The organism is Rhizobium sp. Root482 (genome assembly GCF_001426565.1).
GTDB lineage: Bacteria > Pseudomonadota > Alphaproteobacteria > Rhizobiales > Rhizobiaceae > Pararhizobium.
The window spans coordinates 73,516-89,300 of sequence record NZ_LMFA01000006.1; the positions used below are offsets into that span (position 1 = coordinate 73,516).

The window sequence follows — 15,785 nt, forward strand, 5'->3', positions numbered from 1 at the left end:
CGTTCCCGTGGCGCGAGTTAGGTTACCATACAGCGGCAGGCACTTCTTTGATCAAGTTTGCTTCACGCTGATACACCTCCCCCAGATACCGCCCCGGGTTGAAGCGGATATCTGTGCAGTCTCCCATCTAAGGCAAAACGCGACGCATTGCCCGCAAGATAAATATGGTGCACGGCGTCGGCGCGGCCGCTGATGAGGCTGATGTCATCGCGACGCCATCGCCACGGCAGGGCGTCTAGCCGCTCTTCGAATTTAACCGATGCTGTCGCGGACCAAAAGGCGGCGATCCCGTCCGGTGCAAGTCGGCGATAGACGGCGTTAAGTCCGCTCTCGCCGTAGATCGCGTCATTCGTTTCGCGCACGGTGTATTCGGGGCCGTTGTCGGTATCCATGAGAATTATGTCATAGTCGCTGCCGTTCCGCTCAAGAAGGCGCTGGACGTTGACCACGCGGAGATTGACCCGACTGTCGCGCAACGGATGACCAGCCAGATGGCCAATATGCTGCCGGTTCCAGTCGACGATCTCCGGCACAAGTTCGCAAACGGTCACTTCAGTATCGCCACTGATCCAGTCGAGGGTCGCGCGTAGTGTGAAGCCCATGCCTAGGCCTGCGATTAGTACGCGACGCACAGATTGTCCATGAAGCCGAAGGGTTCGTTCCGCCAGGAGGGTTTCCGATCGGTGATTGATGTTAGACATGAGTTCCAGTCCGTTGAAGCGTATCTCGTAGAGATCGCCCTTTCGACGCAGGGTGATCTCGTCGCCGGCGGAGTTCGAGGCCCGGGCGAGTTCAGTCCATAGAGTCATATCGTTTCCTTGCGTTCTTTCATCGGCGCACGCGTCTGCGGCGACCGTCAATCCACAATCGGCTGGTCTTCCGGGCTGTCGCTGCTCAGGTGCGCGGCAACCCGTTGCCATGGCTGGCAACACGAACCCGAAGCGAAGTGGGGCAGCTTAGCGCGCTGCCGCGGGCATGAAGAAGGCTACGAATGAGTCCCGGCGCGCCTGATGTCCGAACCGCCTGCAAGACGGCAGGATCGGAGACAACCCGACTTGCCAGCGAAGAGAACCTGACGAAGTCGCCAACCCTATGCCGAGGCCATATCAATGCCAGAACCACATCGACGCGGAGGTGGTCCGGGGCGTCGAATTCGACAGGGGTTGCAAGGCTTATGAGCGAGAGGGCTGGTCGAGGGCACTCCCATGGTACGGCATGCGGCATAGCAACCCCCTTGCCGAGGGCGGTGGAGCCCAGCGCCTCTCTACCCGAGAGCGCGGCTCTTGCGTCCCCATAGGCCATGTCGACAGTTTCGGCGAGCCGGTCGGCGGCAAGAGCGATTGCTGCATCCTTGTGTGGCGCGATGGCTGAGAGCGATATGTCCATTGTGAGGAAATGTTCGTGAGTGTCCAAAATACTCTCCAACGGCATCCGATAGGCGCCCGAACGGTCTTGCAAAGATGAACAGCTTGATTTTGATCTGAAATCAAATCACGACGAATGCAGTAATCATCAAAGAAAGGAGACCAACTGCCACGATCGTCCTGGTCACCATGTCCATGTATTTTCTCCTTGTCCGAAACTAGCGAGCGCCCGGAAACGGGAAGCCACAAGCAATCTGTCGGCGTTCTAGGAAACAAGACGTGCGGCGACGCGTGTAATCTCATTCCGCGAAATGCCGATGTCTTCCAGCTGCCTGTCGTCGAGTTGATGAAGCGCGGCCGCTGCCCGGCGGTATTGCCAACGCCCAACGGCGCGTAGAACGAGACCTGCCAAAGTCGTGCGAATGCCGAGCGCGAGACGCGATGCGGGAACGGTCGTTGACGGGTTGAATTCAGACATGATTGTTGCTCCATTCAAAGAGTTCACTTGCGCCGCACGAAGGATGCGCAGCGACGCGCATAGCAACTGCTACGTTCACTGCGAGCGCGCTGTCGATCTGCATGATTGTCTTTGAACCCCGACGCGGCGAACATGTGCGTTCAAGCCGCTCGGGGCTAGGAGCGGGTCAGGGATGGCGCTGGAAAAGCCGCCGTAACAGCTAATCCCACTTTCTTAAGAAGGAAGTTTAACATGTGGAGTATCTAATGTTTTTAGGAGGCCGTTTCAAGCGTATGAGCCCGAGTGCGACCTCTTGACGCCACTTAGGCCATGTTGACAAAGTGCGGCAGCCAAACCCTTGCTGCGGCTAGCGCAAGGAAGGCTTCGAAGGATTTTCGGGTCTTGTCGTAGCGGGTTGCAATGCGACGAAACTGTTTAAGTCTATTGAACATCCATCCTTGTAAGAGGCGCTCTTCGGAAGCGACGCAAGCGCGCTGTACGATTGGGTTGAACGTCAGGCAGCCTGGTCTGATCTGCCGTTCATCGTGCTTACCAGTCGACAGGATCAACCCGGCATAGTCGAGTGCCCATGACGCCGTTTAAATTTGCTTCTGCGAGAGGTTCGCGGTTCTGTCGGTGACCTATCTTCGGCAGAACCCTGGAGCAGCGCAGGCAAGAAAATGCGTTCTCGCCTATCCGCTTGCTTGGTCGCGGATACGGGATCGATGCGGCGATCGAGTTGTTTACGCAGTTAATATTCGTTCGAGCGTTACTTCTGCTCATGCCGACGCAGAAATCCGTGAACGGGCCCGCGCTCGCCGACGCCATTGGCCGGGCGCAGAAGCCTTACTTGGCTAGCGCCTTGATATGGCTCATCCAAGAGTTTTTGGCGCCATAAGCAGCAAAAAGTGAACCATGCAGCCCGCGAACGCCACGTTCCCGACGTCGTTGCCCCACGCGTGGCCGCCCGGAGCCGCGCTCCACCTCCGATCGCGTGCCTTTGAAAGCATCTTGCGGTTGCCGCGCGAAGGTTGAAAGCTAACCGATTGCTCGGTCCCTCGAGCGAATAGGGTTACGCGCGGTCGTAGGTGAATGACGTCAGCAGGGTGGTCACGAAATTGCTCGCCCGTTCTTTAACGAGCATTTCCGTCCATTCATCGGTGCCACGAAGCCTCAGGTCCGTATAGATGCTATCGACTGCGGCTTCCTCAATCCGCTTGATATGCGCCTTGAAGGCTGCCTCGCCGCCAACTTGATACATATCACGGATGACCATGCGCAGGATTTCCTGCATCGCGATTTGCCAGGATGTGTTGATCGACTGAATTTCGTTGGTATCCGGTGCCATGTCGGCTCCTATGGTGTGTGCTTTCGCAGTGTGGAGGTAGCAGATGGTCCGCGCGGACACTCAAGGCTAAGCTTGTCTCGCCTTGCGCTGTGCGTAGCGCCGGTCGCGCTCGGCCTTTCGCGCCGCCTCATCTTCGATCACGCGCGCTATACGGGCTTTCTCGGCGCCTTCCCGAGCTTCAGTTTCGGCCAGCACTTCGGCCTCCGCGGCGGCTCGGCGTTCTGCCGCCAGGTTCTCGGCTCGCGCGCGCTCCTCGTGCTTTATCCTGTCCCGTTCAACGCGTCGTTCCTCACGTCCCTGCGCAAGGGCCGCGCGTTCTTCCTGCCTTGCCACTTTACCTGGTTCGGCCGCAGTCTGTGCCGCACGGTAGGCGTGGAGAAGAGAAATCTTTGCGTCTTTGGATGCTACCCGACGGTCAGAGAGCTCGTTTTTTCTGTCGTTCTTCAAATCGTCATCCTGATAATCGGTTCTGCGCTTTGGTCAGCGCGGTATGGCCCGTTGGCAATTGGCGCCGATTTGGCCGTGTCTGTCGGCCATATCCTTCGCCCGACGCACCTCCCAACCTGAGCGTTTTGGCGTCGTGGCGCCCGGCCTCAGCTTCCATCCAGCTCGTCAACAGCGTTATTCGTTGCAAAGAGCTGCGGCTGGATATTGCTGAGCGCGAACTCAGCCCGTTCGCGTAAACTATGTGTTTCGGCCATCGAAGCTCCTAATGGCTTCGACCGGCGGCCCGAAACGAAAAAAGCCAGGCAGGCGCCTGGCTTAAATTAGTCGCGCTCCCAGCAGTGCCAGTACATCCGTGGACAAAGGGAAGCAGATATCAATCAAGCGGACTGAAGATTGCAGGCCGACATCTTGCCTGACTTGTTGTCGCGCTCCAGATCGTAGCCGAGCTTCTGGCCTTCGACGATTTCGCGCATTCCAGCACGTTCCACAGCGGAGATGTGAACGAACGCATCAGCACCGCCATTGTCGGGCTGAATGAAGCCGAAGCCTTTGGTGGAATTAAACCATTTTACTGTGCCTGTGGTCATTGTGATGAACCCTTTCAAAGCAAGATTAATCGGCCGCAGAACAGAGGCTCCGCGGGTCGTCGTAACGATTGATTTTGAAAGGGAAGTTCGTCAGGCGCGGTGCTAATCGCGCGGCAACCAAAGTTCAGCAAGCAAAAGATCGATAAACCTTCGATAGAGGAAATGGCCCGATAAGTCAACTTTTAGTTTTGACGCCGTGGATAGGATATGACCTCCTCGTCGAAAACACATGCAACGATCGTGATCTAACACAGATTGCCACAACTGCTTCGTAAAATGCCAAGTGATCAAGATCCTGAACGTACCCAAGCGCCATCTCCGGCCGAGTGTTCTGCCCCGCCGAGCCCCACGCCCCTCACCGGAATTCGGCAATTGGTTGGAACGTCAGCCTCGCTGAGCTTATTCGGGTTATTGGCCGACTAAGCTGTTTGATCAGTTGGAACGCTAGATCGAGACGACCATATCTCGCATCGCGCCTATCACGACCGACGGGACGTAGGGTTTACTAAAGAATCGACCCTCGACAGGAAGGGTATCGTCCCTCATATGACGATGACCCGAGGTGACGATTATCTTGATGGGAGGCCATCTGTCCCGGACCGCGGCTGCGAGCTTCAGTCCGTCCATGCTGCCAGGCATGTCAATATCCGTGAACATCAACCGGATGTCGGAACGGGCGTTGAGAATGGCGATTGCGTCATCGGCGTTAGACGCCTCAAATACCTTGAAGCCCTCGTCTTCCAAGATCTGCGCGATATCAAGACGAAGAAGAACTTCGTCCTCCACGACGAGAACCGCTATGCCGTTGTAGCCCATCCGCAGAAGCTCCATCGTGGTTCATTTGCAAGGCCGCCTATATTATAAGACGAGGACTCAGCTAACGCGCTTGGCGCAACAATGATCCATCGCCTATTTATGCTATGTTTTGGTGGCTTTGATCGGATAGGGTCACGCGCACCCAGGAATTTTGCGCTACGGTAACGCTCATCCTTGTTGAAGCCGCATAAGCGGAGTGGCGACGTGGCATTGGAGGCCGTCGGGATTGAAGCTTATCTCGGGTTTAGACCCGAACAGGGATCCAAGCGCGGAGCGAACATATTTGGTGCCGTAGCCCTGGCGCGTCGGTTCCACTACCGTAGGACCATCGGCTTCTACCCAGTGCAACGAGAACACGGTTGGAGCTTCTTCTGAGAGGGACCAGGCGACTTCGACACTGCCCTCCTTTTGCGACAGCGCACCATACTTGATGGCATTCGTCGTCAACTCGTGAAGACAAAGAGCGATCGTGGTAGCGGAGGCTCGACTGATTACGACGTCAGGGCCGTGCACCCTGATGCGGCTTGGCCCATCGCCGTTGTAAGGGGCTATCGTCAGATTGACGACAGATGATAGCGAGACCGCTTCTCCGCCCGCCTCGAAAACGGCCGTATGGACATTCGAAAGAGCGTGAAGCCGGCCTGTGAAGTCTGTGGCGAGCTCTTCGACCGTTGACGTTCCACGCCGTGTCATCTGGAAAATCGAGGCCACACTGGCAAGGATATTCTTTATGCGGTGATTGAGTTCCAGTCGCAGTTCGACCTCACGGTCGATGGCGTCGCGCACCTGTTTCTGACGCAAGCGCACTAGCAGGTTAGTCTGGATGCTATTGATCAGTTCCAGTTGTGCTATCGGACGCGTGTGGAACAGGAGCCGGGCACCCGGCCAGGACCGCTCGAGTCGAGCGCGAATTCGCGCAACAGGCGCTGCTCGTTCGAGGAGAACGAGGATAGGGACTTCCGACCAATCCGGCTGGGCCAAGAGATGTTTTCCGATAGCAGCAACGACCGATGGACTGAGCGCCTCGTGGGTAATAACGATTACGCCCGGAGATACCGACAAGTGATGGACCAGATCGTCGTTGGCCTGACTAAAATTTTTGACAGCTACCTTTTGCTCACGCAAGGACGCCGCGATATAGTCGGCGTCCTTGCGAAACGGAGCAAGTACGAGCACCCAATCCAGCTCGCTTTCGCCCGCAACCTCGTTCATTTCGGATCGGGAAGCGGATTGTAGGAAACCACACTGACGCTACCACTCTCGATCAGCAATTCCTGAATATTGAGGTCGTGTGGCCCGTGACGCTTTTTGACGACGGTAATACTGCGACGTAGACGCCCTTCATGTTCCATGATCCGCAGCAGGAGCACGGTGTCACCAAGGAAACTGACATCGACATCGATACCCACGTTTTGACCAATGAGACCGTGCTGGGCGACGATCAGCATGGTCAGCACGCCGGACCGGGCCAGGAATTTGAGCAGGGACTGAATATCGCGAACTGCCTTTTCGCGGTGGGGTAGCGAGTTCAGGTAACCGGTTAGGCTGTCGATAACGACCACGCGCACCTTGTTCTGCGTCACCGCGTCCTGAACGATCTGGCCGAACTCGCCCGGCGAGATTTCATTCGGGTTGAAGTCACGCAGGATAAGCTTGCCGTCCTTGTGAAATTGCCGCAGCTGCATTCCCAAACCTTCCGACCGCCGGAAGAATGTCTCCAGCCGTTCCTCAAAGAGGAAGAGCGCGACACTCTCGCCGCGTTCCAGTGCTGCGGTGGCATAAAGCGATGACATGGTCGATTTACCCGTACCCGACTGGCCTATGACCAGTGTCGTGGTCCCGGCTTCCTGGCCACCGCCGAACATGTCGTCAAGCGCCGCAACGCCGGACTTGATCAGTTCCGGCTTGGTCGTTTCCAACGCCGTGCTTGGCATGATGCGAGGGAAGACGACAACGCCCTCGCCCTCGCGGATAGCCATGTCGTGATACCCGTCGGCGACGGGAACACCGCGCATCTTCGATACCTCAACGCGACGACGGACCCCGCCATATTCTTCCAGTGACTTGTCGAAGCGAATGACTCCATGGGCCAATCCTTCGACTTCCTCGCCGCTGCGATCATAGCCGGGTGTCTGGGTGTCCAGAAGCAGCGCAACAACGTTACGCTTGGCAAGAAAGGATTTAAAGCCGATCAATTCACGCCGAAATCGCGGCGAATCGCCGGTGATCAGGCGGATTTCCAAGAGTGAATCATAAACCAGGCGGCGCGGCTTGTATTCTTCGATCGCGGCTTCGATCGCCTTCCGAGTTTCGTCGAGCCGCAAGTCTGCCGTCAGGAATATGCTCTGATCATCGGCTTCGCTGACTAAACCGGAGGTCGTCAACTCCTCGACCCGGATGCCGTCCAGCGTCCATCCATGTGAAACAGCGATCGCTTCAAGCTCTGCAGCGGTCTGCGAAAGCGTCACGTAGATGCAGCTTTCGCCTGCCTCCACACCGGCGCGGAGGAACTGCAGTGCTGCCGTCGTCTTGCCGGACCCCGGTGCGCCTTGCAGCATATAGAGATTGGATGCCGGCAGGCCACCGCGCAGGATCTCGTTCAGTCCTGTGATGCCCGTGCTGACTACTGCTGGCGCTTTGCGTCTTGGCATATCTCATCTTTCATAAAAATCGTTGGCGTTCGATCAGCAGAAATACGCGCATCATCACCGAAAGATGCCCCCGCCGTTATATTGGGGTTTATCAAAACATCAATGACCCCGTCGGATGGCGCCGCGTGAACATCATTGCTTTACCTGTCAATCGGCGCGGAACATTGACCCCTTATCGGCGTCCAATTTTGGCTCTGACTCAGTTTTGATGCAGTTGTAACGATGCTGCTTTGCTGGTTTCCACAAGGAATCAGATTGATGAGCACCAACTTTCGCCCCTCTGATTTGGTACCGGCTGGTTTCATCGCCGAACGCATCACCCACATTGACGATGAGACCTGCATCTTGCTTTCCCGAGCCGGCGCTACCGCGTCATGTCCGGCATGCGGACGAATGTCGCGAACGGTTCGAAGTCGCTATTGCCGCCAGGTCGCGGACCTCCCCCTGTCGGGGAGGCGAGTCAGGCTTCTCGTGCGCACGCGGAGGTTCACCTGTGACGCGGTGCTCTGCGGCAGGCAGATATTCGCCGAGCGGTTCGGCGATGTGTTACCTCCCTACGCCAGACGAACCGGGCGTCTCGAGCATCTTGTCCACCATCTGGCCCTCGCGCTTGGAGGACGCCCGGCGGCGCGTTTTGCACAGCGGCTCATGCTTCCCGTCAGCAACGACACCTTGCTCCGCGTCATCCGCAGGCGAGGATTGCCGCCGTCGATCCCGCCCTCGGTGATTGGCATCGACGCCAAGCACCTGGTAGCTTGTTGGCCCAATCCGCCGAAAGACATCGCGGCCGCGGCTGGAATAACACTGCGTCAGCTTCAGTGGTTTACCACGGAACGGGCCAGCCTCGACGGATCCGCCCGATACGACCTGACACGCCTGCTGGGTATCGAATACGACGAGCGCATGGGCGGTTACACGCCTAAAGGCCCTTATGTTCTGATCGCCAGGAAAGCCCAGGCGATCGAAGCGATCTATCAGGAGATTTCCGGGGGCGGTGATGCCTGTCCCTGCGAACTCGTTCCGGCGCAGGGACAGGCCGACCCGAGCTGGAGATACGTGCTCATCAATGCGCATAGTACACCGCCGACCATTGTCATGGCGCCTCGCGGCGAGGCGATCACGGAACGCCTTTCAGACCTGCTAATGAACTACGAGGGCATCCAGCAGGTTTCTCCGGCTCTTTACCGGGATGTGGTCACCACATGCGCCCGAGCCTGCCAGACACCTAAGGCCAATAGCCGGGAGATGACGGAATTCGCGAAACGCTACGAAAGCCATTGGACCGATTGCGCTTGGCTTCCAGATTAAGCTTTCTGGTACTGCGTGAACCCTGATGTCTGATCGTGTTCGAACATACCGGCCTGGATTCTTTGCACGCCTACTTCCCCAGGGAAAGTGGAAGGTGACACTTCGACCCTTATTGCCGGCAACCATACAAATTAATCAGAATGGAGCCAACAACCTTGCGTGCCTGGATGTTGCCGCGATTTCCGTCAGCAAGGCGTTGCTCTGGCATTCCGTCGAAGTCCGGTCTCGCAGTCAGATCCACAGCCTGCCCTGTCTTGGAGAAGACGCCGCAACCCGACTGGCGGCCGATCTCCATAGCTTCGTCAACAGCCACCTCTTCGACCTGATCGGCTCCGATCCTGCGCGTCTAAACGATGTGGATGCGAAGCTGATGGGTATCGTGGAGGGCCAACGCCAATATCTCGCCCATGCCGATCTCGCGCGGGCTATTGCCGGTGTGGATGGTGAAGCCGCCGCAGCGCTCTCGCACCCTCTGTTCGATCCGGAATTGATGCCGGCCAACCTTAAAGCGACGCTTCCCAGATCACTCGCCTTCATCACCGATCCCGATGTCCGCCACAAATATAACGATGCGTTCGTTTCCAGCGAACTTTCGAGATACCGATCGTTCTTCGACGACCTGGACCGCCGGTCGTTGTCCGACCAGCAGCGCGAGGCTTGCATTCGACTGGAGGACAACAATCTTCTCGTTGCATCGGCCGGCTCGGGCAAGTCCGCCACCATGGTCGGCAAGGTCGCCTATGTCCTCGACAAACAGCTCTACCGCCCTGAAGAGATTCTGGTGCTCGCCTTCAACAAGAGCGCGGCCGATGAGCTGATGGAACGGATAGCCCAACAGCTTTCGGTCGACACCAAAAATCTCGAACGCAAGGTGACCACGTTTCATGCGCTCGGTCGCGGTATTATCGAAGAGGTCGAAGGCCGCCCGCCCCAGTTGGCAGATTGGGTGGAACACCCTGCCGGCGAAGCCAGGCTGATCGAACAGATCATCGACGAGCTGCTGCGATCGGACGCCCGTGCCGAACACAAGATGGCCGGCTATCGCAAGGCGGAAATGGGACGTGTTCCAGACGACGTCTGCGCAAGCGCGCGATGGATCGCTGCTCACAGCCTTACAGGCAGAAATCGCGAAGCGAGGCATTGCGCTCGAACAAAAAAGTTACGCGGCCATCGTCAAGGCTCTCGAACCGGTGGTCATCAAGCACTATCACAAGCTGATTGCGGTCTGCATCAAGCACATCCGCGCCAGCCATCTGGCCCTCGACATGCTCCTCGAGCGCGCCAAATCCCTCCACGACCGAACACGCGCCCGGGAATTTGCCGAGGCGATCTGGAAGATTACACAAACCTATTCCCGGAAACTGGAAGTAGCTAACCGCATCGACTTCGACTCGATGATCGCCAACGCCACACGGCTCGTGGAGACCGGGCAATACAGCGGCTCGATTCGTTTCTGGGCGGGATTTCGGGGCAATGGCGGAGCGATGGACGCGAAAAGCTCAAGGTGATGGTGCTGTGGCGCTATAATCAGCTCGATCCGTTCAGGGATACACTGCCAAAATTCGAGCATATCGAGGTTTCGGGTCTGTCGTTCCATCGCGCCAAGGGTCTTGAGGCCGACTACACGATCCTGCTCGATGTCAGCGAAGGCGACTACGGGGTGCCGAGCCGGATCGAGGACGACGAACTGCTCAATCTTGTCATGCCGCGACCGGAAACCTTCGAGTTCGCCGAGGAGCGTCGCCTGTTCTATGTCGCACTGACCAGCGCAACCCGGGGCGTGTTCCTGCTGACAAACAGCCGGGAGCCTTCGCGATATATCCGTGAGCTCTCGGAGATAGCCGGCGATAGTCTACGATTTGAAACCATCGATGGCGATCCCCTGCATCAATGTCCCAAATGCCGTATAGGCCAGTTGATCGAGAGGAAAGGCCGCGATAACAGCAAATTTCTGGGGTGCAATCAGTTTCCTGAATGTGATCACACGGAAAAGCAGCACGGAACCGTTTGAGGCGACACGACCCTGGATCACATCCGCGAGTTATCTTTTGCGCAATCTGGGTGCGGGAATGGCCAGAGAATCGCTAGAGGCTATGATAACAACAAGGCTACACGCAGCAATCAGAATGGAATTACACCAGCACGGAAAGAGCCAAGTACGTCGTCCCGCTCGACAAATTCTCGGCCATATTCGACCTCCCAATCAGGAAAGACGTCGCTGAAAAGCTTATCTGACAGAGTACCTATGATTGGCTTATGCCCAGCGAACTGATGAGCCGTGAGATCATAGTGGAGCTGCCCAACCGTCACCCAGAAATGGTGCTCGTAAACATCAAGCTTTGTCCCTTTGACAATCTTGACGCTATCGAGGCGATACTTTTCTTCCAGCAGATAGGTTCGGATTAACGAAACGCTTTCGCAGCAATTTCGGGGATACGAATGACTAAAAGGAAACCGGAAGAATTCTTCGTAAGCGTTCGCCTCAAGGAACTTAAGAAGTTTTTGGGCAGATCGATCAATGTCAGCCCTGTTAGTGTCGCTGAACGTTATGATTTCGGTCAAATCAGAACCCTTGCGGTATGCCATCAATATATCCGTCAAAGACATATTCGTTCAGGAATTGCCGCCGCCACAGAAAAGTGCGGTCCACGGCGCTCAGCTCAGCTTCGTTGCAAATATCGCTCCAAGCGGAGCGAACATCACTGACCTGTATATTGATGAGGCTTCTTGCTTCAGCATCGGTGAGGAGAAAGGACGAGGCTGACAGTCGGCAATTCTCCAGCAAGCTGCGACGGTCGTCCCCGCGAATGAGCATGGCTTGGCTCGCCTGCCGTCCGGTTCGCCCCTGAGGGCAAATGTCGTAAGCAGGTGTCAGCGCCAGATACACGCCATCCCAGAAGGCAGCATGGTTGCGCGCGTGATCGTCTGTGTTGCCAACCAGGACGTTGAATACCATCCGGGCGAACAACTCTCGCAAGGTCGCTTGCGGATCAGAGAAACGTGCGCGAACGATCTCAGCCAGGTCAACATAGCTTGCATAACGCGCCTGCATCTCACCCAGTCCGAACATGGTGAGCGCCGAAACCATGGCGCGACGGGCCCATCCATGCTCGCCGCGCTCGCGATCGAAGCGGCGAACCAGGAGCACATCTTTGCCGCTTGCCTTGGTTAGCCGCACCGGAGCAACGTTCAGACCCACTGATACCGCAAGCCGCATTGCGATATACTCAGCCTTCACGACCGCATAGGTATCATTTGAAGCCGAGAATTTGGCGATCAATTTGTCAGCGCCATCTTCGATCAGCGCCTTCGGGCGAGCACCACCGATCGAGCTTCCGTGAAACAGCGCTTTCTCCAAGACCGGTGGAATTGGCTCTCCCCGCTCCACACGACCGGCCGCCTCGAGCAACTCCTCAAGCGTAGCATTTTCCTGCTCGCGTGGTTGGTATCGGTCGGCTGATGTCTGGAAGTCGAGTGCACCTATTCTATCCGAGCCAGAATGGAGCATGAAGGTCAGTTCATCGAACTCGACGGCGTTTGCAGCATCTCCACGCAAACCGGTCAAACGGTTGATGATGACGCGACGCCCCCATGCGTCTGGCGCTCCGTCGCGCAGGCAGCCCGCCATATCAAGTGGGGCATTCGGGGGGATGTTTCCACGCTCTAGCGGAAGTTCCGGGAGAAAGATCGGCACAGCGTCACGGCGATCCAGATAGGAGCGCCCGTAGTTGAAGACGTAGACCTGCCCTTCCAGCGCAATGCGGCCCGCAATCACGGGCTTCAAATCTCCGGGTAGCCAAATCCAGACATAAGCCTCTGTCGCAGGCGCCGGCCGCGCAGGTACACGATCAGAAGTCATCCTTCACCTCCGAACGCGGTCGGCGGATCGAATGCGGCAGTAACGCCAGCTTGTCATCGATCCGAGAAATCTGCGCAGATAGCCCTGACGGCTCGGAAACGAATAACGGTACTCCCACCAATATGGCCGCTTCGAACACCAACCCGACCTCGACCTTTGGATGACCCTTCTCTATTAGCTGAAGGGTGCTACGTGCGATGCCGATCCGCTCGGACAAATCGGCTTCCGACATCCGGCGCTGTTTGCGCGCTAAACGGATCTGGCCGCCCATAAGAGCAAGCGCTTCGCGAGTAACACGAGAATAGGTGCGAGTGTGAGAGCTCATATCGACCTCGATGTCGGCAGTACCGGTCACGTGACTGCTTCCAGCCTGTTATAACGGTCAAGTATCACGACCCGGTTCTTGATGCAAGGTTTGACCGCTAGGACACGCACAGAGGGTTCTAATGGCTGACATAACAGTCAATTGCTCCCGGTCACGCTGGACCAGATATTAGGTCGTGAACTCAAAACCGGGCTCACCAGTGCCTTTCGGGAACCGGCTTTCCGTGCAAATGAAGCTCAAGATATTGACGTATAAATCTGCAACAAAATCTGTCGAACAAAATTTCGATTCGAGTCTACTGAAGAGATACTGATGACAATCAGCCCATCAAAAAGAAGGTTCATCCAACTCGATTGACGAGCGCAGGCAATATTCCAATAGTATGAGCAAATTCAGCATAACATGGAGGCGATTCTGACTGGGATGATCAAATGCGCGCTGCGGAGTTTACGCCTGAGTCGCGGAGTAATAGACCTAGCGTTTCGGCAAATTTTCCAAACGCTCTCACTTGCGCCGTTGAACCATTAGAATGCTGCACACAGAATCACCTCCGACATCGACACTTCTTCGAATTCTAAAGCCAACAGTTGCTCGGCGCGCCACGTGTTGCGGAGGACGATCAGCCGATGAAGCAAGCCCCACGAACAAAACAAACTGATCAACGTCGGACGGCGACCACAGGATGCTCCACCCGGACGCCGCGGCGGATCGACGGCGACGATCCTGATACTAAGCCTCGGTCGGCGCAGAAGGGACCTGAGCCCAAGCGGATCTTGCCCTTTCCTGATCCGCTGTTCGAAGCGAGCAAAGATCCGGCCGGTTTTCAGGAGGCGCTTGTTTATCATATGCGAAGGTTTGGTGAGAGTTACTGGCAACTCTATCGCGCCGTCATTCGCCTGGGCGAAACCTTCGACGACAAGACCCTCCTGTCCTGGGTCCAGGGCGAGCGCGTGCCAAGGTCGGTTGCAAGTTTCGGGATCCTGTCGCGCATCGAGCAGCGATACCGCCTGCCGTCGGGATATTTCAAGGCGAAGCTGCCGCACCAATCCCGCTCACTTCACGGCCATGATCTGGGCGACATCAGCCCGGCAGAGCGTCGGCGCCTCGCATGGCATCTGCCGGACGATTTCAGCAGCCTGCCGTTCGCCAAGCGGGAGGAAATCCTCGAATGGGTGCGCCGGGTCATCGTCTCCGGTTCGACAGACTATCGGCGCTACCAGGCCGCAGCGGTCAAGCAGCGCTACGCTATTCGCTTTCCAGGCATCACCTATGGCGGAGGATCGCTGTCGCCTCGATCGCAAAGCCTGACAATCAGCGCCAACCAGAATGCTGCGGAAACCTTCGAAGATCCCGATCTCCTGTCAGGCGTTGTTGACGCCCCGCCACGGTTGGCCATGGAAATGGCTGATCTCATCCGCTTCAAGACCTCGACGCTGACGGCGATCGGGTTTCAGAGGAACGGGGTATGGGAGAGGAAACGGCGTCGCAGAAGATCGAGCATCTCGGCCTGATGTTCGGCGCTCTCGCCGCCTCGCCCGCCGGGGCCGTGAAAGGCCGTGGCGTTCCCCTCAGTCAATTGACCTTCGGCCTCCTGATCTTTCCGGGCGTCTGGGACTGGTATCTGCAGTGGCGCGAACAAAGGCGTGGCTTCTATACCAAGTGGGAAGAGGACATGCTGATGGTAGCGCAAGCCCTGACGCGTTCAGAGGTTGGCTGGATCCGCCAGCATCCGGAGCTGTTGAGAACTGTCCAGCCGATCGAAGGCCTGGTGGCGCCCGAGGAGATCGAGTTCGCGGCGCGCGATTGGCATGGCGCCTGCGATGCGTTTCATCGCCATGCCGCGAACCGATCCAAGGAGGTCCAACGGGTCATGCGTGTGCACCGCGATCCCTTCGAGCCGATSATGAGATCCTAAAACGCATGCCGGATGAGGATCGCTATCCACGACCGGCCGCGGAGGCCGTCCGCTCGTTCCTGATGCTTCGCCTCGGCCTGCATCTGGGGCTTCGGCAAAAGAACCTTCGCCAGCTACGCGTCTGCCCGCGCGGTCATTTCCCCACCTCCGAGCGACGGCTGGAAGACATGAAGTGCGGCGAGCTGCGGTGGAGCGAGCGGGAGCGCGGCTGGGAGGTGCTTATCCCATCGGCCGCCTTCAAGAATTCCGGCTCGTCCTTCTTTGGGCAAAAACCATTCCGGCTCATCCTGCCGGACCTGCTCGACCTCTACAAATACCTCGAAGCCTATATCGATCGCCATCGCGGAGTGCTGCTTGGCCCGGCAAAGGATCCCGGCACACTGTTCGTCAAGACAGTCAAAACGACCAGCCTCGATGCGGCCTACGATTCCACCAAGTTCTACGAAGCCTGGCGAACCGTGATCCAGCGCTATGGGATCTACAATCCCTATACCGGTCGCGGCGCCATCAAGGGTTTGCTGCCGCACGGACCACACAGCACTATGGTCGGTTCCTGCCGCAGGACAAGGCGGCACTGGCCGCGAAGATTCTGAACCAGGTCTGGGAGGCTGCTTGACATCAGAAACCAGGTGGCGATCGGATTACCGCCCCGCCACCGTTCCGATCCTGGAATGGCTTTCAGATATTGCAGCTATGGGGCGTGCGCAT

The 15,785-nt window shown here is 57.3% G+C and carries 15 protein-coding genes and 2 pseudogenes; 4 read left to right on the forward strand and 13 right to left on the reverse strand.

Annotation, left to right across the window (positions count from 1 at the left end; all coding sequences use genetic code 11):
* Positions 1–62 precede the first annotated feature (62 nt).
* The 10 genes and pseudogenes from ASD31_RS06170 to ASD31_RS06210 all read right to left on the reverse strand — a co-directional run bounded on the left by ASD31_RS06170 (position 63) and on the right by ASD31_RS06210 (position 7,670).
* A complete protein-coding gene (locus ASD31_RS06170) occupies positions 63–809 on the reverse strand; it encodes a hypothetical protein (protein ID WP_156392537.1) in 747 nt (248 codons plus the stop codon).
* Positions 810–894: 85 nt separating this feature from the next.
* Entirely contained in the window at positions 895–1,431 is a 537-nt protein-coding gene (locus ASD31_RS06175) for a PTS sugar transporter subunit IIA (protein WP_082520436.1), read from the reverse strand.
* A gap of 198 nt (positions 1,432–1,629) precedes the next feature.
* Positions 1,630–1,842 carry a DUF1127 domain-containing protein gene (locus ASD31_RS25225; RefSeq protein WP_082520437.1) on the reverse strand — a complete coding sequence of 71 codons (213 nt, stop codon included), beginning with the start codon at positions 1,840–1,842 and terminating at the stop codon, positions 1,630–1,632.
* 302 nt (positions 1,843–2,144) lie between these two features.
* Positions 2,145–2,270: pseudogene (locus ASD31_RS25230) on the reverse strand (IS5/IS1182 family transposase); the annotation flags it as partial.
* Between the two features lie 623 nt (positions 2,271–2,893).
* A complete protein-coding gene (locus tag ASD31_RS06185) occupies positions 2,894–3,169 on the reverse strand; it encodes a hypothetical protein (RefSeq protein ID WP_056330896.1) in 276 nt (91 codons plus the stop codon).
* Positions 3,170–3,235: 66 nt separating this feature from the next.
* On the reverse strand, positions 3,236–3,616 hold the full coding sequence (locus ASD31_RS25235; protein WP_082520438.1) for a DUF6481 family protein: 381 nt from the start codon (positions 3,614–3,616) through the stop codon (positions 3,236–3,238).
* Between the two features lie 377 nt (positions 3,617–3,993).
* Complete coding sequence (locus ASD31_RS06195; protein WP_056330903.1) at positions 3,994–4,203, reverse strand: cold-shock protein; 210 nt, start codon at positions 4,201–4,203, stop codon at positions 3,994–3,996.
* Between the two features lie 444 nt (positions 4,204–4,647).
* Positions 4,648–5,034 carry a response regulator gene (locus ASD31_RS06200; RefSeq protein WP_244483772.1) on the reverse strand — a complete coding sequence of 129 codons (387 nt, stop codon included), beginning with the start codon at positions 5,032–5,034 and terminating at the stop codon, positions 4,648–4,650.
* A 153-nt stretch (positions 5,035–5,187) separates the two neighbouring features.
* Positions 5,188–6,231: a sensor histidine kinase gene (locus tag ASD31_RS06205; RefSeq protein WP_056330906.1), complete on the reverse strand. Its 1,044-nt coding sequence runs from the start codon at positions 6,229–6,231 to the stop codon at positions 5,188–5,190.
* The gene (locus ASD31_RS06210; RefSeq protein ID WP_056330909.1) at positions 6,228–7,670 is read right to left on the reverse strand and encodes an ATPase domain-containing protein; all 1,443 of its coding nucleotides are present in this window, start codon (positions 7,668–7,670) and stop codon (positions 6,228–6,230) included. Before ASD31_RS06210 ends, ASD31_RS06205 begins: the two co-directional genes overlap by 4 nt.
* Before the next feature lie 258 nt (positions 7,671–7,928).
* Here ASD31_RS06210 and ASD31_RS26635 point away from each other — a divergent pair, with 258 nt between their 5' ends.
* The 3 genes from ASD31_RS26635 to ASD31_RS26645 all read left to right on the forward strand — a co-directional run bounded on the left by ASD31_RS26635 (position 7,929) and on the right by ASD31_RS26645 (position 10,989).
* Positions 7,929–8,978: a transposase family protein gene (locus ASD31_RS26635; protein ID WP_244483773.1), complete on the forward strand. Its 1,050-nt coding sequence runs from the start codon at positions 7,929–7,931 to the stop codon at positions 8,976–8,978.
* Positions 8,979–9,072: 94 nt separating this feature from the next.
* On the forward strand, positions 9,073–10,353 hold the full coding sequence (locus ASD31_RS26640; RefSeq protein ID WP_244483774.1) for a UvrD-helicase domain-containing protein: 1,281 nt from the start codon (positions 9,073–9,075) through the stop codon (positions 10,351–10,353).
* A gap of 132 nt (positions 10,354–10,485) precedes the next feature.
* Positions 10,486–10,989 carry a topoisomerase DNA-binding C4 zinc finger domain-containing protein gene (locus tag ASD31_RS26645; RefSeq protein ID WP_244483775.1) on the forward strand — a complete coding sequence of 168 codons (504 nt, stop codon included), beginning with the start codon at positions 10,486–10,488 and terminating at the stop codon, positions 10,987–10,989.
* 110 nt (positions 10,990–11,099) lie between these two features.
* Here the strand turns inward: ASD31_RS26645 and ASD31_RS06240 are convergent, their stop codons facing one another.
* The 3 genes from ASD31_RS06240 to ASD31_RS06250 are packed head-to-tail and all read right to left on the reverse strand — an operon-like array spanning position 11,100 to position 13,192.
* Positions 11,100–11,564 (reverse strand): hypothetical protein, encoded by a 465-nt coding sequence (locus ASD31_RS06240; RefSeq protein WP_082520439.1) that lies wholly within the window; start codon positions 11,562–11,564, stop codon positions 11,100–11,102.
* The gene (locus tag ASD31_RS06245) at positions 11,542–12,837 is read right to left on the reverse strand and encodes a type II toxin-antitoxin system HipA family toxin (protein ID WP_082520440.1); all 1,296 of its coding nucleotides are present in this window, start codon (positions 12,835–12,837) and stop codon (positions 11,542–11,544) included. The genes ASD31_RS06240 and ASD31_RS06245 overlap by 23 nt, the downstream gene beginning before the upstream one ends.
* Positions 12,827–13,192 (reverse strand): helix-turn-helix transcriptional regulator, encoded by a 366-nt coding sequence (locus ASD31_RS06250; protein ID WP_243258565.1) that lies wholly within the window; start codon positions 13,190–13,192, stop codon positions 12,827–12,829. The genes ASD31_RS06245 and ASD31_RS06250 overlap by 11 nt, the downstream gene beginning before the upstream one ends.
* Before the next feature lie 596 nt (positions 13,193–13,788).
* Here ASD31_RS06250 and ASD31_RS06255 point away from each other — a divergent pair.
* Positions 13,789–15,693: pseudogene (locus ASD31_RS06255) on the forward strand (hypothetical protein).
* The last annotated feature ends 92 nt before the right edge of the window (positions 15,694–15,785 follow it).